This window comes from Bradyrhizobium sp. Rc3b (assembly GCF_900114915.1).
Lineage (GTDB): Bacteria > Pseudomonadota > Alphaproteobacteria > Rhizobiales > Xanthobacteraceae > Bradyrhizobium.
This window is the reverse complement of the sequence record NZ_FOUS01000010.1, coordinates 327,956-350,777: the sequence shown is the minus strand read 5'-3', so window position 1 is coordinate 350,777 and position 22,822 is coordinate 327,956. Positions and strand designations below refer to the sequence as shown.

The 22,822-nt window shown below is 64.4% G+C and carries 22 protein-coding genes and 1 tRNA gene; 13 read left to right on the top strand and 10 right to left on the bottom strand.

Annotated elements, in window-relative coordinates; genetic code table 11:
- Nucleotides 1-2 precede the first annotated feature (2 nt).
- A complete protein-coding gene (locus BM190_RS24820; RefSeq protein ID WP_092259921.1) occupies nucleotides 3-854 on the top strand; it encodes an ABC transporter permease in 852 nt (283 codons plus the stop codon).
- Between the two features lie 10 nt (nucleotides 855-864).
- Here the strand turns inward: BM190_RS24820 and BM190_RS24815 are convergent, their stop codons facing one another.
- From BM190_RS24815 to BM190_RS24780, 8 genes are all read right to left on the bottom strand, one after another.
- Entirely contained in the window at nucleotides 865-2,112 is a 1,248-nt protein-coding gene (locus BM190_RS24815) for a class I SAM-dependent RNA methyltransferase (protein ID WP_092259919.1), read from the bottom strand.
- On the bottom strand, nucleotides 2,105-2,839 hold the full coding sequence (locus BM190_RS24810) for a TlyA family RNA methyltransferase (protein ID WP_177237270.1): 735 nt from the start codon (nucleotides 2,837-2,839) through the stop codon (nucleotides 2,105-2,107). Before BM190_RS24810 ends, BM190_RS24815 begins: the two co-directional genes overlap by 8 nt.
- Before the next feature lie 51 nt (nucleotides 2,840-2,890).
- Complete coding sequence (locus BM190_RS24805; protein ID WP_092259915.1) at nucleotides 2,891-3,445, bottom strand: nucleoside 2-deoxyribosyltransferase; 555 nt, start codon at nucleotides 3,443-3,445, stop codon at nucleotides 2,891-2,893.
- A gap of 186 nt (nucleotides 3,446-3,631) precedes the next feature.
- A complete protein-coding gene (gene dxs / locus BM190_RS24800) occupies nucleotides 3,632-5,560 on the bottom strand; it encodes a 1-deoxy-D-xylulose-5-phosphate synthase (protein ID WP_092259983.1) in 1,929 nt (642 codons plus the stop codon).
- 605 nt (nucleotides 5,561-6,165) lie between these two features.
- Nucleotides 6,166-6,417: an exodeoxyribonuclease VII small subunit gene (locus tag BM190_RS24795; protein ID WP_008132970.1), complete on the bottom strand. Its 252-nt coding sequence runs from the start codon at nucleotides 6,415-6,417 to the stop codon at nucleotides 6,166-6,168.
- A 74-nt stretch (nucleotides 6,418-6,491) separates the two neighbouring features.
- Nucleotides 6,492-7,421, bottom strand: a complete 930-nt coding sequence (locus BM190_RS24790) for a histone deacetylase family protein (RefSeq protein ID WP_026202776.1) — start codon at nucleotides 7,419-7,421, stop codon at nucleotides 6,492-6,494.
- A gap of 133 nt (nucleotides 7,422-7,554) precedes the next feature.
- A complete protein-coding gene (locus BM190_RS24785; protein ID WP_092259913.1) occupies nucleotides 7,555-9,216 on the bottom strand; it encodes a bifunctional metallophosphatase/5'-nucleotidase in 1,662 nt (553 codons plus the stop codon).
- A gap of 183 nt (nucleotides 9,217-9,399) precedes the next feature.
- Complete coding sequence (locus tag BM190_RS24780) at nucleotides 9,400-10,158, bottom strand: enoyl-CoA hydratase-related protein (protein WP_092259911.1); 759 nt, start codon at nucleotides 10,156-10,158, stop codon at nucleotides 9,400-9,402.
- A gap of 207 nt (nucleotides 10,159-10,365) precedes the next feature.
- On the opposite strand from BM190_RS24780, the gene BM190_RS24775 reads away from it, so the two are divergent.
- Complete coding sequence (locus BM190_RS24775; protein WP_092259909.1) at nucleotides 10,366-11,604, top strand: MFS transporter; 1,239 nt, start codon at nucleotides 10,366-10,368, stop codon at nucleotides 11,602-11,604.
- Between the two features lie 91 nt (nucleotides 11,605-11,695).
- Here BM190_RS24775 and BM190_RS24770 read toward each other — a convergent pair whose 3' ends face one another.
- A complete protein-coding gene (locus tag BM190_RS24770; protein ID WP_092259907.1) occupies nucleotides 11,696-13,474 on the bottom strand; it encodes an acyl-CoA dehydrogenase family protein in 1,779 nt (592 codons plus the stop codon).
- Between the two features lie 257 nt (nucleotides 13,475-13,731).
- Here BM190_RS24770 and BM190_RS24765 point away from each other — a divergent pair.
- Nucleotides 13,732-13,806: transfer RNA gene (locus BM190_RS24765), tRNA-Gln, on the top strand.
- A gap of 86 nt (nucleotides 13,807-13,892) precedes the next feature.
- Here the strand turns inward: BM190_RS24765 and BM190_RS24760 are convergent.
- Complete coding sequence (locus BM190_RS24760) at nucleotides 13,893-14,876, bottom strand: LysR family transcriptional regulator (RefSeq protein WP_092259905.1); 984 nt, start codon at nucleotides 14,874-14,876, stop codon at nucleotides 13,893-13,895.
- A gap of 102 nt (nucleotides 14,877-14,978) precedes the next feature.
- Between BM190_RS24760 and BM190_RS24755 the strand changes: the two genes are divergently transcribed.
- The 10 genes from BM190_RS24755 to BM190_RS24710 are packed head-to-tail and all read left to right on the top strand — an operon-like array spanning nucleotide 14,979 to nucleotide 22,809.
- Entirely contained in the window at nucleotides 14,979-15,923 is a 945-nt protein-coding gene (locus BM190_RS24755) for a ketopantoate reductase family protein (protein ID WP_092259903.1), read from the top strand.
- A gap of 4 nt (nucleotides 15,924-15,927) precedes the next feature.
- Complete coding sequence (locus BM190_RS24750) at nucleotides 15,928-16,314, top strand: VOC family protein (RefSeq protein ID WP_092259901.1); 387 nt, start codon at nucleotides 15,928-15,930, stop codon at nucleotides 16,312-16,314.
- 12 nt (nucleotides 16,315-16,326) lie between these two features.
- The gene (locus tag BM190_RS24745) at nucleotides 16,327-16,797 is read left to right on the top strand and encodes a MaoC family dehydratase (protein ID WP_092259899.1); all 471 of its coding nucleotides are present in this window, start codon (nucleotides 16,327-16,329) and stop codon (nucleotides 16,795-16,797) included.
- A complete protein-coding gene (locus BM190_RS24740; protein ID WP_177237269.1) occupies nucleotides 16,794-18,035 on the top strand; it encodes a CaiB/BaiF CoA transferase family protein in 1,242 nt (413 codons plus the stop codon). The genes BM190_RS24745 and BM190_RS24740 overlap by 4 nt, the downstream gene beginning before the upstream one ends.
- 3 nt (nucleotides 18,036-18,038) lie before the next feature.
- Nucleotides 18,039-18,866 carry a shikimate dehydrogenase gene (gene aroE, locus BM190_RS24735; protein ID WP_092259897.1) on the top strand — a complete coding sequence of 276 codons (828 nt, stop codon included), beginning with the start codon at nucleotides 18,039-18,041 and terminating at the stop codon, nucleotides 18,864-18,866.
- 15 nt (nucleotides 18,867-18,881) lie between these two features.
- A complete protein-coding gene (locus BM190_RS24730; protein ID WP_092259895.1) occupies nucleotides 18,882-19,736 on the top strand; it encodes a shikimate dehydrogenase in 855 nt (284 codons plus the stop codon).
- 51 nt (nucleotides 19,737-19,787) lie between these two features.
- Entirely contained in the window at nucleotides 19,788-20,456 is a 669-nt protein-coding gene (locus BM190_RS24725) for an amino acid ABC transporter permease (protein WP_092259893.1), read from the top strand.
- 9 nt (nucleotides 20,457-20,465) lie between these two features.
- Nucleotides 20,466-21,122: an amino acid ABC transporter permease gene (locus tag BM190_RS24720; protein WP_092259891.1), complete on the top strand. Its 657-nt coding sequence runs from the start codon at nucleotides 20,466-20,468 to the stop codon at nucleotides 21,120-21,122.
- Nucleotides 21,123-21,175: 53 nt separating this feature from the next.
- Nucleotides 21,176-22,003 carry a transporter substrate-binding domain-containing protein gene (locus BM190_RS24715; protein ID WP_092259889.1) on the top strand — a complete coding sequence of 276 codons (828 nt, stop codon included), beginning with the start codon at nucleotides 21,176-21,178 and terminating at the stop codon, nucleotides 22,001-22,003.
- 59 nt (nucleotides 22,004-22,062) lie between these two features.
- Complete coding sequence (locus tag BM190_RS24710; RefSeq protein WP_092259887.1) at nucleotides 22,063-22,809, top strand: amino acid ABC transporter ATP-binding protein; 747 nt, start codon at nucleotides 22,063-22,065, stop codon at nucleotides 22,807-22,809.
- The last annotated feature ends 13 nt before the right edge of the window (nucleotides 22,810-22,822 follow it).

The following is a 22,822-nucleotide window of genomic DNA, read 5'->3' as shown; positions in this document are numbered from 1 at the left end:
CCATGTCCAACAACCGCGCCGTGATTCTGTTCTGGCAATTGGCCATTCTCGCAGCCGTGCTTGTCATCTGGCAGTGGGGCTTTGAATGGAGCAAGGCGCTGCTGCCGAGGGCTTACGTGCCCAAAATCCTCGATCCCTATTTTGTCGCCAAGCCGTCGCTGATCTGGCAGAGCTTTCTGCGGCTCGGCTGCTTCGCTGACGCTGGCGGCTTTGCCGCCTGCATCAGGGGCAACGACAACAATCTTTGGCTCGCCACGCTCGTCACGTTGAAGAATACGTGGTGGGGCTTTCTGTTCGGCTCTGCGAGCGGGATCGCGGCTGGCCTGGTCCTCGGCCGTTCGGACTTGCTTGCCCGCGTGTTCGGACCCTACATCGTGGCGCTCAACTCGATACCGCGCATTGCGCTGGTACCGCTCGTCATCCTGATCTTCGGCCTTGGCGATCTCTCCAAGATCGCGACCGCCTGGCTCGTCGTGTTCTTCGTGGTGTTCTTCAACACCTTCGAGGGAACGCGTGCGGTCGACCGCGACCAGATCGCTGCCGCCCGTCTGCTCGGCGCCAGCGAGTTCACCGTGCTGCGTACGGTCGTGATCCCGTCCGCGCTCGCCTGGGTGTTCGCTTCGCTATTGCCGGCGGTGTCTTTTGCGCTGATCGGCGTCATCGTTGGCGAGTTCATCGGCGCCGAGCGCGGCCTCGGCAAGCTCATCATCGAGGCGGAGGCGCGGGCCAATGCCAGCGAGATGATGGTGGCCATCTTCGTCATGATGTTCGTCGGCATCCTGCTGGCGATCGCGGTGCGCTCGCTGCAGTCCTATCTGCTCCGATGGCAGCCGCAATTCGAGCCATCGGCATAGCGGCCTGACCTCAACGGCTGAACCGCGCCACCAGCTCCACATGCGGCGTGTGCCGGAACTGATCGACCGGCACCACCGCCTCCAGCCGATAGCCGCCGTCGATCAGCAGCCGCGCGTCGCGGGCAAATGTCGCGACGTTGCAGGACACCGCGATCACGACCGGCACCTTGCTCGCGGCGAGCTTAAGCGCCTGCGCCTGTGCGCCCTGGCGCGGCGGATCGAATACGACGGCGTCGAAGTCACGTAGCTCGGGCGGCACCAGGGGGCGGCGGAACAGATCGCGCGGCTCGGCCTTGATCGGCTTCAGGCCCGGCGTGCGCGCGGCTTTCGCCAGCGCTGCGACAGCGCCGGCGTCGTTGTCATAGGCGGTGACGCGGGCCTTCTCTGCGAGCCGCAGAGCGAACGGACCGACACCGCAGAAAAGGTCGAGAACCTCCTTGGCCTTGCCGATGCGCTCGGCGACGAGCGCTGCCAGCGTCTCTTCGCCCGCGACCGTTGCCTGGAGGAACGAGCCCGGCGGCAGCGTCACCTCGGCGCGGCCCATCTTTATTGTCGGCGCCAGGCGTTGCAGCACCAATTCGCCATGCCGCGTCAGCCGCGCCAGGCGATGCTGCTCGGCGACGCGCGAGAGCGCGGTGACGAGCGGCGTCGGCAGCGGGCCGGAGCCGCGCACGTCGACATCGAGGCCGTTGGCGGTGGCGGTGACCTGGATGTCGAGGGGCTTGGTCACCGGCATCCTGGACGTCAAAGGCTCGGCGAGCGCCCAGGCGGCATCGATCGCGCCGTCGAGTGCGGGATCGAGGATCGGGCAGCGATGGATCGGGATGACGTCGTGTGAGCTCGTCGCCGAGAAACCGACCTTGAGGATATCATGCGTGCCGAAGCGGCCATGCAGCGTGACGCGGCGGCGTCCGGCGCCATGGGCATCGACCAGCGGCGCGACCTCGCATGCGATGCCGGCCTGGGCCAGCGTCTCCACCACGATGCCGCGCTTCCAGGCGTGATATGGCTCAGCCGCCCAATGCTGGATGGCGCAGCCGCCACAGACGCCGAAATGCGGACAGAACGGCTCGATGCGCTCGGGGCTTGCGACGTCGACTGCGAGCAGCTTGCGGCGGTCGCGATGGTGGCCCACGACGTGATCGACCTCGATGGTCTCGCCGCCAAGCGTGTAGGGCACATAGATCGCTTCGCCGGCGTCGAGGCTGACGCCGTCGCCGCGATGGCCGACATGATCGATCCTGATGCGCTCAACCACGACGCGCGCCCAGGAAGAATTCGATATTGCCGTCGCCGCCGGTGATCGGCGAGGGGAATATCTCGATGTCGGTGCAGCCGAGCGAAGCGGCAAAGGCGGCGATGTCGTCGCAGATTTCCCGGTGCACGGCGGCGTCGCGGACGATGCCCTTCTTGTTGTGCTTCCTGTCAGCCTCGAATTGCGGCTTGATCAGCGCCAGCAGGCTCATCGGCGCTGCCGCCAGCGACAGCGCCACCGACAACACGGTCTTCAGCGAGATGAAGCTGACGTCGATGACGACGACATCGGGCCGTGCCGGCAGCCGCTTGCCCTCATAGCTGCGGATGTCGGTCTCCTCCATCGACACGATCTTGGGATGGTCGCGCAGCGAAGGATGCAGCTGGCTGGTGCCGACGTCGATGGCGAACACCAGGCTCGCGCCGTTCGCCAGCAGCACCTCGGTGAACCCGCCCGTTGAAGCGCCGACGTCGAGGCAGACATGATCTTCGATCTCGATCGGATACCGTTCCAGCGCGCCGGCGAGCTTGACGCCGCCGCGGGAGACATAGGGGTGCGCGGGCTCGGCCTGGATCACGGCGTCCTCGGCAATCGTCTCCGACGGTTTGGCGACCGGCTTGTCGTCGGCGGTGACGAGCCCGGCCTCGATCGCCGCGCGCGCCCGCGCCCGGCTCTCGAACAGGCCGCGCTCGACCAGCAATACATCTGCGCGCTTGCGGGCAGGGGACATCACGCTCTCTTGGTACGGCTCTTGGGACGCTTCTTGGGACGATTGATCTGCTTATGTAGCGATCAATCGCGCGGCTGCCATCCGGACGCAAGCCTCGAACGCGGCGAGATCATGCCAGACGTCGATCGGCATCGCGGCCGGCGTCACCAGCGGACAGCCGTGCAGCTCCAGCGCATGGATCATCATGAGATTGTCGACGAGGCCGAAATCCTCGACCGTCAGTCCCTGCGCGTCGACCAGCCGCCCATCCTCGGAGGTGACCTCCATGAAGCGGCCGACACGGTCGGCATAGGCGGCACCGTCGTTGGAATAGGCCAGGCAGAATTTGCGGCGGCCGGCCATGTAGCCGAGCTCGTAGACGGTGCCGGGATCGGCGCCGGCGCCGCGGAACGGGGTGAGATTGGCAATGATGGCGTCGGCCGCCTCCATCATCGCCTCGTTGCCGCAGAAGATCTGCCGCGCGGCATCGGGCGCGGTGAGATCGATGGCGTTGTCGAGGGGATAGAGGCCGGTGAGCCCGTGCGCGGCGCAAATATCGACCTTGCGCCGGCCGATCTCGATCGCATCCGGCAGGAACACGTCGGGGCCTGCCAGATAGATTTTCATGGCTGACTGCTTCGGAGAAATTCAGGCGAGCTGCGAACCGCGGCGAAAACTGCGCTCCCTCTCCCGCTTGCGGGGGAGGGTTGGGGAGGGGGTGTCTCGGCAATCGAGAACCCCCAAGAGGCGAAAACCCTCACCCGGATCGCTTCGCGATCCGACCTCTCCCGCAAGCGGGAGAGGTGTACCACCTCAGGCCAGCTTGACCGTCTCGGCCTTCACGTCCTTGCCGAGCGCCTCGAACACCTTGGCGACGATGCCCTTGGCGTCGAGACCGGCGCGGCCGTACATCGCGGCCGGCGTGTCGTGGTCCTGGAACACGTCGGGCAGCACCATCGAGCGGAACTTGACCATGCCGGTGTCGAGCACGCCCTGATCGGTCAGGTACTGCGCGACATGCGAGCCGAAGCCGCCGACCGAGCCTTCCTCGATCGTGATCAGGATCTCGTGGTCGCGGGCAAGCTTGAGCACCAGCTCGGTGTCCAGCGGCTTCATGAAGCGCGCGTCGGCGATCGTGGTCGACAGGCCGTGGGCTGCGAGCTCGTCGGCCGCCTTCTCGCATTCGGCGAGGCGCGTGCCGAAGGAGAGCAGGGCGATCTTGCTGCCCTGGCGAATCACGCGGCCCTTGCCGATCTCGAGCGGGATGCCGACCTCGGGCATCTCGATGCCGCGGCCTTCGCCGCGCGGATAGCGCAGCGAGCTCGGACGGTCGTCGATCGCGACCTGCGTCGCCACCATGTGCACGAGCTCGGCTTCGTCGGCCGCGGCCATGATCACCATGTTCGGCAGGCAGCCGAGATAGGCGTTGTCGAACGAGCCGGCATGCGTGGCGCCGTCGGCGCCGACGAGGCCGGCACGGTCGATGGCGAAGCGGACGGGCAGGTTCTGGATCGCGACGTCATGCACGATCTGGTCGTAGCCGCGCTGCAGGAAGGTCGAGTAGATCGCGCAGAACGGCTTGTAGCCTTCGCTGGCAAGACCGGCGGCGAAGGTCACCGCGTGCTGCTCGGCGATGCCGACGTCGAAAGTGCGGTCGGGGAAGGCCTTGTTGAAGATGTCGACACCGGTGCCGGACGGCATCGCCGCGGTGATGGCGACGATCTTGTCGTCCTTCTGCGCTTCCTTGACGAGGCTCTGGCCGAACACGTTCTGGTAGGCCGGCGCATTCGGCTTGGCCTTGGCCTGGGTGCCGGTCGCGACGTCGAACTTGACGACGGCGTGGTACTTGTCGGCGGACGCTTCCGCCGGGCCGTAGCCCTTGCCCTTCTGCGTCACGACGTGGACCAGGATCGGGCCGGTCTCCATGTCGCGGACGTTCTTCAGGACAGGCAGCAGATGGTCGAGATTGTGGCCGTCGATCGGGCCGACATAGTAGAAGCCGAGCTCCTCGAACAGCGTGCCGCCGTCCATCATGAAGCCGCGGGAATATTCCTCGACGCGGTTGGCGCGGTTGGCGATGATCTTGGGCAGGCGCTTGTTGATCTGCTTGGCCGCATCGCGCAGCGTGCGATAGGTCTTGCCGGAGTAGAGCCGCGACAGATAGGCGCTCATGGCACCGACCGGCGGCGCGATCGACATGTCGTTGTCGTTGAGGATGACGATCAGGCGCGAGTTCATCGCGCCGGCGTTGTTCATGGCCTCATAGGCCATGCCGGCCGACATCGCGCCGTCACCGATCACGGCGATAACGTTGTTCTTGCCGCCGGAGAGGTCGCGCGCCACCGCCATGCCGAGGCCGGCGGAGATCGAGGTCGAGGAATGGGCCGCGCCGAACGGATCGTAATCGCTCTCGCTGCGCTTGGTGAAGCCGGACAGGCCGCCGCCGGTGCGCAGCGTGCGGATGCGGTCGCGCCGGCCGGTGAGGATCTTGTGCGGATAGGCCTGATGGCCGACGTCCCAGATCAGCCGGTCGCGCGGCGTGTCGAAGACGTAATGGATCGCAGTGGTGAGCTCGACCACGCCGAGGCCCGCGCCGAAGTGACCGCCGGTCACCGAGACGGCATCGATGGTCTCCTGCCGCAGCTCGTCGGCAACCTGGCGAACCTGCTCGATCTTGAGCTTGCGCAGGTCTTCCGGCGTCCGGATGGTGTCGAGAAGCGGCGTTTTACTGTATGCGTTCACGGCGATTTCCAATTTGTCAGCGCCGGAAGTTCATTCCGGTGCGCGATGGGTTTGCACAATATCGGCGCAGCGCGAGTCCTCAAACCGTCGGAGCCACCTGCATGGGGCAAGGCCCCGTCTTCAAGCTTAGGTAAGCTTAAGTGCGCTCCGGTTCAGTCTCTGTGATCCCTGTCACTTAGATCGGCTTCGTCCGTCCCAGCCAATTTCATTAGCAGTTTGAAGCGCTTGTCGTCGGAATTCTCTGCCCACGCAAGGCTTGCAAAAAGCCACACTCCGCGCAGCTTTACACCAAAGCTTGGGCCAAAGCCAACCCGCAGGACCGATTGGGGGTATGCAGATGCAACCGGCGGGCCAGAGTGGTTAACCGTGGCCCGGGACAATGGGTTCCAGCCTTGCCGGGTCCCCTGGCAGGCTTTTCCGCCTGAATGAGATCTTTTTTTGGTCCCGAGGGACGGATTTCCGGACGGATGGCATCAATCCGGCTGCACGGAACCGTGCTGGTTGGCGGGATCGCGCCGTGCGTTCATGAAATCATGGCGGCCACGCTCCCGTGATGACGTTTCGGGGCCTGCCCTCGGAAGGCTGAGCGGGAACTCTCGGCTTTCCTACTGCACGTCCAGCGGCGCGGTGCCGGTGGCCTGGCCGCTGGCATCGGTGGTGATCTTGTCGACGCGCGCCTCGGCCTGGCGCAGCAATTCCTCGCAGCGGCGCTTCAGCGCCTCGCCGCGCTCGTAGATCGTCACGGATTCCTCGAGCGGCACCTTGCCGTCCTCGAGCCGCTTCACGATCGTTTCGAGTTCCTCGATCGCGCGCTCGAAGGTGAGCCTGGAGACGTCGACTTGAGTATTTTCGGCCATATCCGTTTCCGATTGCCCGATTCGCTTTCCTTGCAGTGAAGGCAGGTTTTGCGGGCTTAATGTGGCGGGCGTCGTCAGGCGCCCATCAGGGCGCCGACATGCGCCGTAACAGATTCTTTCAGTCCCTGCAGGTCATAGCCGCCCTCGAGCACCGAAACAACGCGCCCTCCCGCGGACTTGTCGGCGAGATCCATCAGCTTGCGCGTCACCCAGGCATAATCCTCCGCGCGCAAATTCAGCGAGGCCAGCGGATCGCGATAATGCGCGTCGAAGCCCGCGGAGATGATGAGCAGCTCGGGGCTGAATTTCTCGAGCTGCGGCAGAATCAAATTCTCGAACGCGGAGCGGAATTCCGGCCCGCCGTCCTCGGAGGCGAGCGGCGCGTTGACGATGGTGTCGTGGTCGCCGCGCTCGCCCGTCGCGCCGGTGCCTGGAAACAGCGGCATCTGGTGCGTCGAGCAGTACATCACGGTCGGGTCCGACCAGAAGATGTCCTGCGTGCCGTTGCCGTGATGCACGTCGAAATCGACGATGGCCGCGCGCTTGATGCCGTATTTGCGCTGGGCGTGGCGCGCGGCGATGGCGACATTGTCGAAGAAGCAGAAGCCCATCGGCTTGCCGATCTCCGCGTGATGGCCGGGCGGGCGCACAGCGACGAAGGCGTTGCGATGCTCGCCCGCCATCACCGCTTCGGTCGCCGCCACCGCGCCGCCGACACCGCGCATCACCGCTTCCCACGTGCCAGGGGACATCGAGGTGTCGCCGTCGATATAGACCTGCCCGCTGCTCGGTGCGATGTGGCGCAGCTCGGTGACGTAGTGCTCGTTGTGGCACAGCGTGACGAGATCGAGATCGCCCTCCGGTGCCTGGTCGCGCACCAGGAACTGGAAGCGCTCATGCGACAGCGCTTCCTCCACCGCACGCAGGCGATCCGGCCTTTCAGGATGTCCCGGCGGCGTGACATGGTCGAGGCAGGCCTTGTGGGAAAGGAGAAGCGTGCTCATCAGGTCGGCCTCATGGATCCGGGCTTTCGACGTCGCTTGGCGCATCCGGCGCCAAAACGCAATGCAAATCCCAATCTATGCGTTTGAACGGGAATGGCAAAGGGGCGTCCGGTTCAGGCCCATTTGATCCGGATCAATTCACGCGCAGGATGCGACTCAGCGGCAGCGGGCCGATCGGACCGTGCGCCCGGAAGAACGCGAACAGTGCGTCCGCGTCGTAGCCGCCATATTGCGGCGCCGTGCCTTGTTTGGCGACGGTAAAACCATCGCCGCCGACCGCGAGGTAATCGTTGAGGGTGACGCGGTAGCCGCTGGCCTGCTCGATCGGCCTGCCGCCCAGCGTCATCTTGTCGGCGATCACGCGCTCGCCGAATGGCTTCGACGCATCCCAGGCATAGCTGAACCCGTTCGATACCTGGAGAATCCGCGGCCGCTTCGGGTCCAGCCATTGCTGCTCGAGCATGTCCTTGAGCTGACTGCCCGTCAGCGTCATCGTCACGAGGCGGTTGCGGAACGGTTGGCTGGCGAACACGTCGCCGAAGGAGATCGCGCCGTTCTCCTTCGGGACGATGTCGGTGCGGATGCCGCCGGGATTGGTGAGCGCGATGACAGCGCTGCCATCCTTGGCGTCCCTGGTCGCGGCAAGCTGCGCGTCCGCGATGATGTCGCCGAGCGCGCTTTCGCCGGCCTCGTTCGGCACGCGCGACAGCGTCTGCGTCACCGATCCGGCCGGCCGGTTGGCGATCGGCGCCGAGAGCTTGTCATAGGCCTCGATCAGCGCGGTCTGCTCGGCGTCCTTCGCCAGCGAGGCGTTGGCGACGATGACGTTCTCGGCTTTGGCGCTGACGATGTCGCGGGTTACAGGATCGAGCTTGAGATCGATCGCGGTGACCAGCGTGCCGTATTTGTCGCCGCTGGTGACGAGCCGTCCGTCGATGTCGCAGACATAGGCGCGGTGGGTGTGGCCGCTGACGACGACGTCGACGGCGCGGTCGAATTTTTTGACGATGTCCACGATCGGCCCGGTGATGGCAGGGCATTCATTGTAGTCGCCGGCGGGCTCGCCGCCCTGGTGGATCAGCACCACGATCGCCTCGACGCCGCGCGCCTTCAGCTGGGCGACCTGCGCATTCACCGTCTCGGCTTCGTCGCGGAATTCGAGCCCGGCGATGCCAGCAGGCGAGACGATGCCCGCGGTCTCCTTCAAGGTCAGCCCGATGAAGGCGATCGGGATGCCGTCGAACTCCCTGATCTCGTAGGGCGGCAGCACGCTGTTGCCCGTCGCGGTCTCGATGGTGGACGCGGCGAGATAACGGAATTTGGCGCCCGTGAACGGATGCGGCCCCTGGCAGCCGTCGACCGGATGACAGCCGCCGTTCTGCATCCTGAGCAGCTCGGTCTTGCCCTCGTCGAACTCGTGATTGCCGACCGAACTGATCGCAAGCCCCATCAGCGAAAGCGCCTCCACGGAAGGCTCGTCGTGAAACATCGCCGACAGGAACGGGCTCGCGCCGATCAGGTCGCCGGCGGCGACGAAGATCGTGTTCTTGTGTCCCTCGCGCAGCTGCTTCACCAGCGTCGCCATGTATTCGGCGCCGCCGGCCGCCACCATCACCGTCCGGGCTCCGTCCTCGGGATCATTGATGCGAATGCCGCCCGGCGGCGGACGCAGATTGCCGTGAAAATCGTTGATGGCGAGCACGCGCAGCTCGACCGGCGCGGCGGTCTGGGCCGAGGCGGGGAGGGCGGAGGCGAGAGCGAGGGCGGCAAGGATGGATCGTAAGGCATTTCGCATGGAACCAAGATTAGTCGGTCCACGCGAAGATTTCACGAAGCATTATCGTAACCGTGCTGGACTTCTCCCCAACCTCAGTATCGTAGGGTGGGCAAAGCGAAGCGTGCCCACGTCTTAAGTCGTGGGCACGGCGCAAGTGCGCCTTTGCCCACCCTACGATACTGGACTCGCGGAGAGAGCCCGCTACTTCTTCTTCCGGTTCGCAAACGCATTGAACGCCGCCACCGCTTCCTCCGACTTGAGCCGCTCGCCGAACAGATGGCCTTCCTGGTCGATGCGGCGGGTGAGCTCTTCCGCCGGCGCGCGCAGCAATTTGCGGGAGGTTGCGACCGCCTCGGCCGGCAGCCGGCAGATGTCGCGCGCCACCTTGCGCGCCTCGACCTCGGTATGTCCGGGCGACACCACGGTGTTGACGAAGCCTGCTGCGTGCGCCTCCGCGGCGGAAAAAGTCCGCCCCATCACCAGCATGGCAAAGGCGCGCTGATATCCCATCGTGTTCGGCATCAAGAGGCTGGCGGCGCCGACCGGCACCAGCCCGAGATGGATGTAGGGCGCGGAGAAGGTCGCAGCGTTCGAGGCCAGCACGTAGTCGCAGTGAAACAGCATCACGGTGCCCATGCCGATCGAGGCGCCGTCGACGGCGGCGATGATCGGCTTGACGTTGAGGGCGAGCGAATAGAGAAACTTGGCGCCTTCCGACAACGTCTCGGGGCGCGCGGTGTCGGCGTGCATGAAATCGTCGATATCGTCGCCGGCGGTGAACACGCCTGAGCCGCCGGTGATGATCATGCAGCGGATGTCGGGGTTGTTCTGCGCGGTGTCGATCGCGTGGCTCATCTCCCGGTACATGTCCTGGGTGATCGCGTTCTTCTTGCCCGGGCGGCGCAGGGTGATGACGCGCGTTCCGCGCTCTTCGGTGACGACGATATTGCCATTCGGCATGAGAGCCCCCTGCGCTCGCCGCGATGCTCGCCGCTTCGCGAGTCTCGCCGAGCATCAGCCTACATGATCCCGCAGGCGTGCCAATGCGCTGAGTCAACCTTTTCGGAGCCAACGCATCGCAACAATTGGCTACAATGTTTCATTTGAAAAACCAGTGGTTGTGGTGCACGATCCCGCGTGGTTCCAGGTGACCCGATTGCCCGATTGATGATTGCCGCAACCCGCGTCGACGAATCCTCGCTGCACTACCGCGGCTGGCGCGTCGTGCTGGCCTGCTTCCTGATGGCCTTCTTCATGTTCGGCTTCGGCCTGTATGGCCAGGGCGTCTATCTCGCCGAGCTGCAGCGCGCCCATGGCTGGCCGGGCACGCTGGTCTCCGCGGCCAGCACGTTCTCGTTTCTCCTGACCTCCGTCCTTGTCATCTTCACCGACGATCTGCTCGCGCGCATCGGCTTGCGGTCGCTGATCCTGTGCGGCCTGGCGGCGCTCGGCGCCTCGACGGTGCTGCTGGCGCTGATGCAGACGCCCTGGCAGCTCTATCTCGCCTATGCGCTGATGTCGGTCGGCTGGACCGGCATGGGCACCGTGGTGATCGCGACCGTGCTGAACTCCTGGTTCGAACGCCGGCGCGGGCTGGCGCTCAGCCTCGCATTCAACGGCGCGACCTGCGGCGGCATCATCCTCGTTCCGCTGCTGCTGTCGCTGACCGGCAGCATCGGCTTTCGTTCCGCCATGCTGGCGGCCACGCTCGCGATGATGGTGCTGGTGCTGCCGGTGGTCGTGACCTTCATCGGCTGGCCTGCAGGGACCTCGCCGGCTTCGGGCGGACGCCCTTCCGGTGAGAGCACGGCCGCACCAAGCCATTCCCGCAAGGCGCTGCTCGCCAACGCGGCGTTCTGGACCATGGTCTTGCCGATCGCGATCGCGCTGCTGGCGCAGATGGGATTCATCATCCACCAGGTGACGTTTCTCGAGCCGCTGATCGGCCGCTCGGCCGCAGGCGGCGCGGTCACCATCATGGCGGCGATGGCGGTGGTCGGCCGCCTGTCGCTCGGCCTGTTCGTCGACCGGCTCGATCCCCGGCTCGCCTGCGCGGCGTCGATGACGAGCCAGGCGGCGGCGCTGTTCGTTCTCGTGCAGAGCACGAGCCCGACGGTGCTGCTGGTGTGCTGCGCCGTCTACGGCTTCTCGATCGGCAACATGATCACGTTCCCGCCCTTGATCATCCAACGCGAGATCGGCGCCGCCGCCTTCGCCGCCGCAATGGGATTGGGCACCTCGATCAGCGGCGTCGTCAGCGCCTTCGGACCGGGCATCGTCGGCCTCGCGCGGAGCTTGACGGGCAACTACACGATGGCGTTTGCGATGTGCGTCGTGCTGGATCTCGTGGCGGCGGGCATCGTGTTGTGGCGGCCGGGGAGAAGCGCGAAGGCCGTGGCCTCGTAGCCCGGATGGAGCGAAGCGTAATCCGGGATTCGTGCCATGAGCGACGTCGGCCCCGGATTGCGCTGCGCTCCATCCGGGCTACAAGGCCTCCTTACCCCAGCAACACCGCATCCGCCGCTGCGACGGACTCCGCGCTCTCGGTCACGGTGCGCTCGAGCGCGCCGGCCTGCACACTGATGTTCTCGGCGAAGAAGCGTGCGAGCGAGACGTAGCGTGGCGCATCGGTGAGGCCGTCGGCCTTGGCGGCGAGTGCTTCGGAGGCGAGCAGGCAGCCGCCGAGCGTCGAGCCGAACTGCTGCAGATAGGGTGTCGCGCCGGCAAGCGCCTCGTTCGGCGCGGACGTCACGCGCTCCAGCAGCCATTTGCTGGTGCGGGTCAAGGCCTCCAGCGATTCGCGCAGCTTGACGCCCGTGGTGCCAAAAGCCGGATCGTTCGACGCTTCGACTTTCTTGACCGTCGCTGCGAGCTCGTCGAGCAGCGCCCAGACGGCAGCGCCGCCATTGGCCGCGAGCTTGCGCGTGACGAGGTCGATCGCCTGGATGCCGTTGGTGCCCTCGTAGATCGCGGTGATGCGGGCATCGCGATAATGCTGGGCCGCACCGGTCTCCTCGATGAAGCCCATGCCGCCATGCACCTGCACGCCGAGATAGGCGACCTCGTTGCCGATGTCGGTGGAATAGCCCTTGGCCATCGGCGTCAGCAGCGCCGCGCGCGCGGCGGCATCGGCACGCACCTTGGGATCCCTGGCGCGCGTCGAGACGTCGATCGCGACCGCGGTCGCATAGCAGATGGTGCGCGCGGCGGCGGTCTGCGCCCGCATCCGCATCAGCATGCGCTTGACGTCGGGATGCACGAAGATCGCGTCCGAGCCTTCGCTCTTGCTGCCGACGGCGCGGCCCTGCTTGCGCTCCTGCGCATACGACAAAGCCTGCTGGTAGGCGCGATCGGCGACGCCGACGCCCTCGAGGCCGACGCCGAGACGGGCCTGATTCATCATCGTGAACATGCAGCGCATGCCCTGGTTCTCTTCGCCGACGAGGAAGCCGATGGCGCCGCCATGATCGCCCATCGTCATGGTGCAGGTCGGGGAAGCGTGCATGCCGAGCTTGTGCTCGACGCCGCTCGCATAGATGTCGTTGCGCTGCCCGAGCGAGCCGTCTGCATTGACCATGAACTTGGGCACGAGGAACAGCGAGATCCCTTTGGTGCCGGCGGGCGCATCGGGCAGGCGCGCCAGCACGAAATGCACGATGTTGTCGGTCATGTCGTGCTCGCCATAGGTGATGAAGATCTTCGTCCCCTTGATGCGATAGGTGCCGTCGGCCTGCTTCTCGGCGCGGGTTCGCAGCGCGCCGACGTCGGAGCCGGCCTGCGGCTCGGTCAGCTGCATCGTGCCGGTCCATTCGCCGGAGACGAGCTTCTCGAGATAGATTGTCTTCAGCTCACTGCTGCCATGCGCGTCCAGCGCCTCCATCGCCGACGCCGTCAGCAGCGGGCAGAGGCCGAAGGCGAGGTTCGAGGCGCTCCAGATCTCGGTGCAGGCCGCATTGATCGCGATCGGCAGGCCCTGGCCGCCGAAATCTTCGGGGCCGGACACCGCGTTCCAGCCGCCCTCGGTCCAGCGCTTGTAGGCGTCCGGCCAGCCCGGCGCGGTCGTCACCTTGCCGTCGCTGAGCTTGATGCCGTGCTCGTCGCCAACCTTGTTGAGCGGGGCCAGCACGTCGGTTGCGAACTTGCCGGCCTCCTCCAGCACGGCCGCGGCGATGTCGGCGTCGAAATCGCCGTAATGACCGGCCTCCACGGCAGCCTTGAGGCCGGCGCCGTGATTGAGCGACAGCAGCATGTCAGAAATCGGCGCGCGGTAGGTCATGGCTCACTCCCGTGGACAGGTCTTGGCGCCCTATTCCCATGAAATGGGGGAGGTCTCAATGGGGCGGGAGGGGCCGGACGGTGGCGGTCAGAACGGGGCCGTCGCGGGCCCATAAAGAGAGTGTAGCGGCGCCGAACCCGGGGCTGTGGTATTTTGGCCCTTCAGGCGGTTGAAATGCTGCGCCGCTCCCTATAGACCGGCTGCGACCAAGGGAATCTGCGGTAGCCAGTTCTTCCGCCGGCCCCCAGGTCGCCTGTTGGGGCGTAGCCAAGCGGTAAGGCAGCGGATTTTGATTCCGCCATTCGGAGGTTCGATCCCTCCCGCCCCAGCCAGAAGCTTAGGCTGCTGTCTTGCGCAAGGCGGACGTTAGCTTCGATCGTTTGGCCACGAAGAGCCGAAAACCGCTTCAATAAGCGCTTCACTGCGACCGCATTTTGCGTGGCCCTCGTTTCTTTGGCCGACTGGAAGGATGCAGACCCCGCACCTCCTGTTGTTGAAAAAGTTCCGCGCAGATGCCACGCAGCCATTGGCTTGCCGGGTCGTGGTGGAAGCGGGCGTGCCAATATTGCTTCACCGTAAAGCCGGCGATCGCCAGCGGGCAATCAAGCACGCGCAGTCCGTAATAGTGAGCCAGCGTTTCGCCAATGTGCCTTGGCAGGGTGGCGATCAGGTCGGTCGTCCCCACGATTGCGGGCAGTCCCAAAAAGCCGGGTAGCTCAAGCGCCACGTCAAGGACTATCCGCTGCTCCTGTAGCGCGGTCGCGAGCAACTGATGTCCAGTGCCGGAGCGAATGAGGACGTGGGCCTCCCGCCTGAAATCCTTTGCGGTGATGCGGTCGCGGATCCGGGCATGTTTGGCGTTCGCCAAACAGACCCAATCCTGCGGAAAAAGTGCCTGTTGGAAATGTCCGGCGTCGAGACCCGAGATGTAGCCGAGGGCCAGATCGGCTTCACCGGATTGCAGCATCCGTGGGGTGTCCGCGCCGATCTGTGTCGCCTCGATACGAACGCCCGGGGCGACGCGGCGGATGTGAGCGAGGATGGACGGAAGCAGCGTGACGTGGCTTCCATCCGTCATGCAGATCGCAAAACGGCGCTTTGCGGTTGAGGGATCGAAGTCGGTGCGAAGCTCAGCCAGACGACGCAGCGTTTCCAGCGCCTGCCTCGCCGTGCCGATGAGAGCCTCGGCGCGCGGCGTTGGCAGCATTCCCTCCGCCGACCGGATGAAGAGCGGATCGTCCAGTTCCTTACGCAGTCGCGCCAGCCAGATCGAGATGGTCGGCTGACTTTGACCGAGCTTTTCTGCGGCCTTGGTGACGCTGCCCGTGGCGAATAACGCGTCGAAGAGCCTCAGCAGGCGCGGGTCCAGCAGATTGGTCTCGACATTATCCAGGTGCTTCATTGCGATTCACAATATCGGATATAATGATCATATCATATCTTAATATCGATCGGCCTGCTACCACACTTCCAGCGCCAAGAAGGGCGCGCGGGGAAGCGTTGGATGAGGATCTGCTTTATTGGAGCGGGAGCCTTGGGCTCGACCATCGGCGGCACGCTGGCGCGCGGCGGTGCCGAGGTGTGGTTGATCGATCCGTTCCAGGCTCATGTCGACGCCATCAATGCCACGGGCCTTCGGATGCTCGAAGGCGACGCCGAAACCATCGTGAAGGTCGCCGCTTGCACCTCCGCGGCCCAAGTCGGCGTAGAGGCCGACCTCGTCATCGTCCTTGTCAAATCCTACTACACGCGGGATGCGATCCGCGCTGCAGCGCCGATCATCGGGCCGCAGACGGTTGTGATGTCACTTCAGAACGGTCTTGGTCACGAGGACATCCTTTCGGAGGAAGTTGGTCGTGAGCGGGTGATGGCGGGCAAGACCTACGTTGGTGGCGTGCTGCTTGGCCCCGGTCATGTACGCTCCGGGGTCGTCGGCAAGGAAACCATCATCGGTGAACTTGACGGACGCTTGACCGAGCGCGCGCAGAGAATCTCCGAGGCTTTCAATCGTGCCGGCATTCTCACGCTGCTCAGCGACAACATCCTGGGCACGATGTGGGACAAGCTTTTTATCAACGTCGCCGGCGGCGGCGTTACTGCCATTACCGGCCTGACCTATGGCGGCCTCTATTCGCTCCCCATCCTGAAGGATTGTGCGCTGGCATCGATTTCAGAGGGCATCGCGGTAGCGCAGGCGGCCGGCGTGAAGATCTCGATTACCGACCCACTCCGCGCCTGGACAATGGCATCCGCCGGTCTGCCGCCCGAGTTCAAGACGTCGATGTTGCAGAGCTTGCAGTCCGGCAATCCGACCGAGGTTGACTACATTCACGGCTCCGTCGTGCGTTGGGGCGCAAAGCTCAACGTGCCGACCCCGGTCAATTCTACCCTCGTCGCGTTGGTCAAAGGGCTCGAATACGCCCGCAGCGACTATCCTGGAAAGAGCTGAGACGATGTCGTTGCCTCGCGCTTATATCGAGCACGTCGCGATCCGTGTGCCGGACATTGATCGTCACGTTGACTTCTTTCGCGAGGTGCTTGGTCTCGCCATTCGCGACGAGCAACCCGCCGATGGTGCGCGCCCGCGCCAGGTGTGGGTGCTCGGAAGCGTGCAACTCATCGAAGATCCGAATTTTGTCGGACCGGAGGGGCGTCTCGCCCATCTCGGCATCATGGTCGACGACTACGAAGGCGTGCTGGTCCGCGCTGCCGCCTGGGGCGTCAGGGCGTTGCCCGCGGGGCCGAACTGGCTCGAACTGCCGGGCGGGCTCAACGTCGAAATCTTGCAAGCCAGCGCAGGCGCTGTGGAAGCCGCCCTGGCGATCAATCCACGGGCCTGAGGAAAACGCGACATGATCGATGAGCGCTACTGGGACGATGCCAAGGTCGGTGACGAATGCGTCACCCCCTCGGTGACGGTCACCGAGGCGATGGTCAATGCCTATGCCGAGTTGACGGGTGATTTCACCCCGGTCCACGTCGACGAGGAATACGCCAAGACCACACCATTCGGCACGCGCGTCGCGCACGGGCTGTTTGGTCTGTCGCTGGCCGACGGTTTGAAGACCCGTGCCGACTACCGTTTTCTTCCGGGAATGTCATTGGGCTGGACGTGGGATTTCAAGCTGCCGATCAAGCTCGGCGACACCGTGCACGTGAAGTTCCGTGTCGGCTCGATGCGCGCCACGAAGCGTGATGGGTGGGGCATCGTTGTGCTGCCCTCGGAGCTGATCAATCAGCGCGGCGAAGTGGTGCAGCTAGGCGAGCATCGGTTGATGATTCCGATGCGCCCGAAGAACAACGCCGCAGGAGAGCAGGCATGACCGCGCAAGAACTGCCGCTCCAAGATCTGCCGCTCAAAGGCATTCGCGTCATCGACTACAGCCATTTCCTGGCAGGCCCGTTTATGGGCCGTTGCCTCGCCGCGATGGGCGCGGAGGTCATCAAGGTGGAGCGCCCTAGGGAAGGCGATGCGGGACGCGCCCACGGATATTTCAAGGACGGGCAATCCGGCTATTTCCTGCAGCAGAACATGGGCAAGCAGGGGCTGTGCATCGACCTGCGCGACACGCGCGGTCTCGACATGATGATGAAGCTCGTCGACACGGCCGATGTCTTCATCGAGAACTACCGCCCCGGCGCACTCGAGCGCCTCGGGCTCGGTTACAAGGCGCTGTCGGCACGGAATCCCAGACTTATCTACTGCTCGGTCTCAGCCTATGGCCACACCGGTCCCTATGCCGACCGTCCGGGCTTCGGCCTGATCGCAGAGGCGATGTCGGGCGCCCTGGCGCAACTGGGCACTCCCGGTGAAGCTCCGCCGTTGCTGCGGATGCCGCTGGCAGACATGTATACCGGCATCCACGGCGTAGCAGCCGTCAACGGGGCGCTGGTCGGTCGCGTATCGTCCGGCCGTGGCCAACACATCGATCTGGCGCTGTACGACTGCATGGTCTCGATGCACGACTATGCGGTTCAGCGTTACTTCCTCTCCGACGGCGCCGACATGCCGAAGCAGACCGGCAGCGGACAGCCGGACTCGACCGTCTACGGCGTCTTCCCTGCCAAGGACGGTAATCTCGTCATCGCCGCGCAAGTCGATGATGCGTGGCGGCGATTGGCGACGCTGATCGGAGGGAACGCGTTGGCATCCGACCAGCGCTTCGCCCAACCTGCCGCACGCAACGCCCATTATGCCGAAGCCATGGAGATTGTGCGTAACTGGACGCTGTCGCAGCCGTCTCGGGATGCGTGTCTGGCGGCACTCGAGCAAGCAGGTGTGCCGTCCGCTCCCGTGCAGACCATCGGAGAAGTCGTGAAAGACCCGCAGATCCGCGCGCGCGGAATGCTGGTCGAGCAGGAGCATCCCGTGCTCGGCAAGGTGACACTGCCGAACCTGCCTTTCCGCTTCTCCGACTGCGACACCACGATACGCATGCCGGCGCCACTACTCGGTCAGGACAATCGGCGCATTGCCGCGTCACTGGGGCTGTCGCCTGAAACCGTCGACGCAATGGTGCGCGACGGCGTGCTGTACAACGAAGTCGCAGTGCAGGAGTGAGCGATGAGCGATCGTTATGCGGTGATTGGCAATCCGATCGGCTTCAGCAAGTCACCCCTTATCCATGGCACTTTCGCCAGAATGACGGGACAGGACCTTATCTATGAGGCAATCGAGGGACCCCTCGATGGTTTCAACGAGCGGGTTGATCAATTCCGGACCGAGGGCGCCAAGGGGCTGAACATCACCGCCCCGTTCAAGCTCGATGCCTTCGAGTACGCAAATGAGCTTTCGGAGAGCGCCGAGCGAGCTGGCGCCGCAAACTGCCTGAAGTTCGTCGGCGATCGGATCATTGCCGAGAATTTCGACGGGATCGGCCTCGTCCGTGACATCACCGTCAATCTCGGCGTCAAAATGGCCGGCCGCCGCGTCCTGATGCTCGGCGCTGGAGGAGCGGCCCGCGGCGCGATGCTGCCGTTCCTGCGCCAGGACCCCTCGGAGCTGGTTCTCGTCAACCGAACGCTGTCGAAAGCCGTGGCTTTGGCCGACGAGTTTGCCGGCTGTGGTCCCCTGATCGTCAGCGGCTACGCCGAGCTGGCCGATCTCGCGGAGGGCTACGACGTCGTCGTCAACGCGACGTCTGCCAGTCTGCGCGGTGAAATGCCGCCGCTTCCAGGCAATGTCTTCTGGGGGGCGGAGCTGGCCTACGAACTCGCCTACGGCAAGGGGCTCACGCCCTTTCTGCACACGGCCCGCGCCGAAGGCGTCGCCAAGCTCGCCGACGGCGTCGGCATGCTGGTGGAACAGGCGGCCGAAGCTTTTGCCTGGTGGCGCGGCGTTCGACCGAGCACGGCTCAGGTCATCGCCGAGCTGACCGTCCCATTGCGCTGACCGGCGGTGCCGAGCATGCAACCCAAACCCAGCTTCCTCGTCGGCCTGATCGGCAGCGGCATTGCTGCGTCCCGCACCCCGCCCATGCATGAAGCGGCCGCTGACGCTGCGGGCATCCGCTATCTCTACAAGAAGATCGATCTGTCCGACTTGAAGCTCGGTGCGGAGGCATTGCCGGAATTGCTCATGGCCGCGAGGCGGATGGGCTTTGACGGGCTGAATGTGACCCATCCCTGCAAGCAGGCGATTATTTCACTTCTGGACGAGCTCTCGCCCGACGCGGAGGCGCTTGGCGCCGTGAACACCGTGGTCATCAGGAATGGCCGAATGACCGGCCACAACACCGACTGGTTCGGCTTCGCCGAGAACTTCCGCCGCAACATGCAGGGCGCATCGCTCGGTCGGGTCGTCCAGCTCGGCGCGGGCGGCGCAGGCGCGGCAGTTGCTTTCGCGCTCATGAAGCTCGGCGTGCAGGAACTGACGATCATAGATCTCGATTTGGCCAAGGCACAGGGTGTGGTCGACGCGTTGTCCCCTCGGTTTGCAGAAGCGCACTTCAGGGTCGGCCGGGATGTCGCAGCGGCCGTGGCTGCCGCGGACGGCATCGTCAACGCAACGCCGATCGGCATGGAGAAGTATCCGGGCACGCCGCTGCCGACGGCCTTGCTGCGTCCCGATCTATGGGTCGCCGAGATCGTCTATTTCCCGCTGGAAACCGCACTGCTGCGCGAGGCCCGCGCGCTCGGCTGCCGCACCGTCGACGGTGGCGGCATGGCGATCTTCCAGGGCACCGAAGCTTTCCGCCTGTTCACGGGCATCTCACCTGATCCGGACGTCTTCTTCGCGACTTTTGCATCCCTGGGAGGGTGACACCCGGCCGATGGGCGAGCGGCACGCACAACGCCCGAGAGGAAACGCAAGATGGGCTATACGCTCGATTTCTCGGTGGTCTGGCAGGCGCTCCCAGCCTTGTTGTGGGGGTGCCTGGGGACGCTGGGGCTGGCGCTTGCCGGCATGACACTGGCGATGATCATCGGCGTCGCCGGCGTCGCGGCACGCGATTCGAAGGCGGCCTGGTTACGTGCCATCGTGATCGGCTTCGTCGAGATCGTGCGCAATACGCCTTTCCTGGTGCAGATCTTCTTTCTGTTCTTTGCACTGCCGCTCATCGGATTGAAGCTCAATCCGACCGCCACCGCCATTATCGCACTCGGCGTGAATGGAGGCGCCTACGCCATCGAGATCATCCGTGGCGGCGTGCAGTCCATTCACCAAGGACAGGTTGAGGCCGGCTACGCGCTCGGTTTGCACAAAGGACACGTGTTCCGCTTCATTGTACTCAAGCCCGCGCTTCGCGCGATCTACCCGTCGCTCACGGGGCAGTTCATCATGCTGACGCTGACCTCGTCGATCTGTTCAGCCGTCTCCGCCTATGAACTGACATCGGTTGCGCAGCGCATCGAAAGCGACACATTCCGCAGCTTCGAAGTCTATTTCTCCGTCACCTTCCTCTATCTCGCGATCTCCTGGCTGCTGATGCTGGGCTTTGCAGTCATCTCCCGCCGTTTCTTCTCTTATCCGACACGCTGAGGAGAGTTCATGACACCGCATTTTGGCCTTCCGGAGTTCGGCTTCCTGTTACGTGGTCTGCAATGGACCGTGCTGCTGACGCTGGTCGCATTCGCAGGCGGCTGCACGGCGGGGCTTGCCGTCGCATTGATGCGGACCTGTGGTCACAAGGGCGTGGAATGGATCACCAGCGTCTACATCGGGATATTCCAGGGCACTCCGCTGCTGCTGCAGCTTTTCGTCGTGTATTACGGATTGGCGCTAACCGGGCTGAAGCTCGATGCCTTCGTCGCGGTAGCGATTGGTTTCACCGTCAACGCTTCCGCCTTCCTCGGCGAGATCTGGCGCGGCGCAATCCAGGCCGTTCCGCGCGGCCAGTCCGAGGCGGCAATGGCGCTCGGCCTGCATTATTCCTCCCGCATGCGCGACATCGTGCTGCCGCAGGCGATCCGCATCTCGCTGCCGGCGACCATCGGCTATCTCGTGCAACTCATCAAGGGCACCTCGCTCGCCGCCATTGTCGGATTCATCGAACTCGCCCGCGCCGGCCAAATCGTATCGAACCAGACCTACCAGCCGTTGCTGGTCTTCGGCGTGGTTGGCGCGATGTATTTCATCCTCTGCTGGCCACTCTCATGGTGGGGCAGCCGGATGGAGGCCAGGCTCGCCCTGGCCAATCAAAGGTAGGAACGGCGCACCTACCCAATCAAATACAGCCATCACCAGGAGGAGAACACTAAATGCTATTTTCGATCACTCGCCGCCAGCTCGGCATCGCGGTACTCGCACTGGCGGCTGTCGCCACGGCGGGCAAATTGCAGGCCGCTACGTTGGAAGACGTGAAGAAGAAGGGCGTCGTCGTCATCGGCATTCAGGGCGATAATGCGCCTTGGGGCTTTGTCGACAGCTCGGGAAAGCAGGAAGGCATCGATGCCGACATGGGGCGTGCCTTCGCTGAATTCCTCGGCGTGAAGGCCGAGTTCTCTCCTCTGGCCGTGGCCAATCGTATCCCGGCATTGACCACGGGCCGTGTGGACATCCTGTTCGCGACCATGGCTATGCTGCCGGAGCGTGCGAAGGCGGTGCAGTATTCCAAGCCGTACGTCGCCAATGAGATCACGCTCGTCGCGGCCCAGGCAACGCCGATCAGCAGCAATGCCGATATGGGCAAATATGTCATCGGTGTCCCGCGCTCCTCGACGCAAGATACGCAGGTCACCAACAACGCCCCGTCCGGGACCGAGATCCGCAGATTCGACGATGACGCGGCCACGATACAGGCACTGCTCTCTGGCCAAGTCCAGGCCGTGGGTGCGAACTTGTTTTACCCGCAGCGTCTGAACGCCGCGAAACCGGAGCTCGGGTTCGAACCGAAGCTTCATTTCTCCGCTCTGTACAACGGCGCATGTACGCGCCTGGGAGACAAGGAGTGGAACGAGACGGTCAACAAGTTCATCGACCAGATCAAGTCGAACGGCAAGCTGGCCGCCTTCTACGCCAAATGGATGAAGGTGCCGGTCCCGGTTTTCCCCGACTCGGTCCCCGGCGTCCCTTTCACCGTTCAGTAGTCCCTGCGAGCGGCCGACGCGCGATCCGCGTTGGCCGCCGCCCGACAGCGGAGGCCAGCATGCAGGACCAGATCCTAATCGAAATGAAGCGTGTGCAGAAGTGGTACGGCGGGTACCAAGCTCTCCGCGATGTCGATCTCACCGTGCGCAAGGGCGAGAAGATCGTGCTCTGCGGTCCGTCCGGTTCGGGCAAGTCGACGCTGATCCGCTGTATCAACCGCCTGGAGGCGATCCAGCAGGGCAGTATCGTGGTGAACGGTCATCGGCTGGACGACAGCATCAAGGCGATCGATGTCGTACGTCAGGACGTCGGCATGGTTTTTCAGAGCTTCAACCTTTTTCCGCATATGACGGTGTTGCAGAACTGCATGCTCGCCCCCATTCGCGCGCGCCGCATCGGCAAGGCCGAGGCAGAGGCGACCGCGCGAAAATACCTGGAGCGGGTACGCATTGGTGACCAGGCCGACAAATATCCGGCTCAGCTTTCGGGCGGCCAGCAGCAACGTGTCGCGATCGCGCGTGCTCTCTGTATGCAGCCCAAGGTGATGCTGTTTGACGAGCCGACCTCGGCTCTCGATCCTGAAATGGTCAAGGAGGTGCTCGATACGATGATTGGCCTCGCCAACGACGGCATGACCATGATTTGCGTCACCCACGAGATGGGCTTTGCCCGCCAGGTTGCCGATCGTGTCATCTTCATGGCCGAAGGGCACATCATCGAGGAAGGCGCGCCCGACGTCTTCTTCCGCAATCCACAGCACGCCCGCACCAGGCAGTTCCTCGGCGAGATCCTTGCCCATCACTGAACGGAGTTCTTCC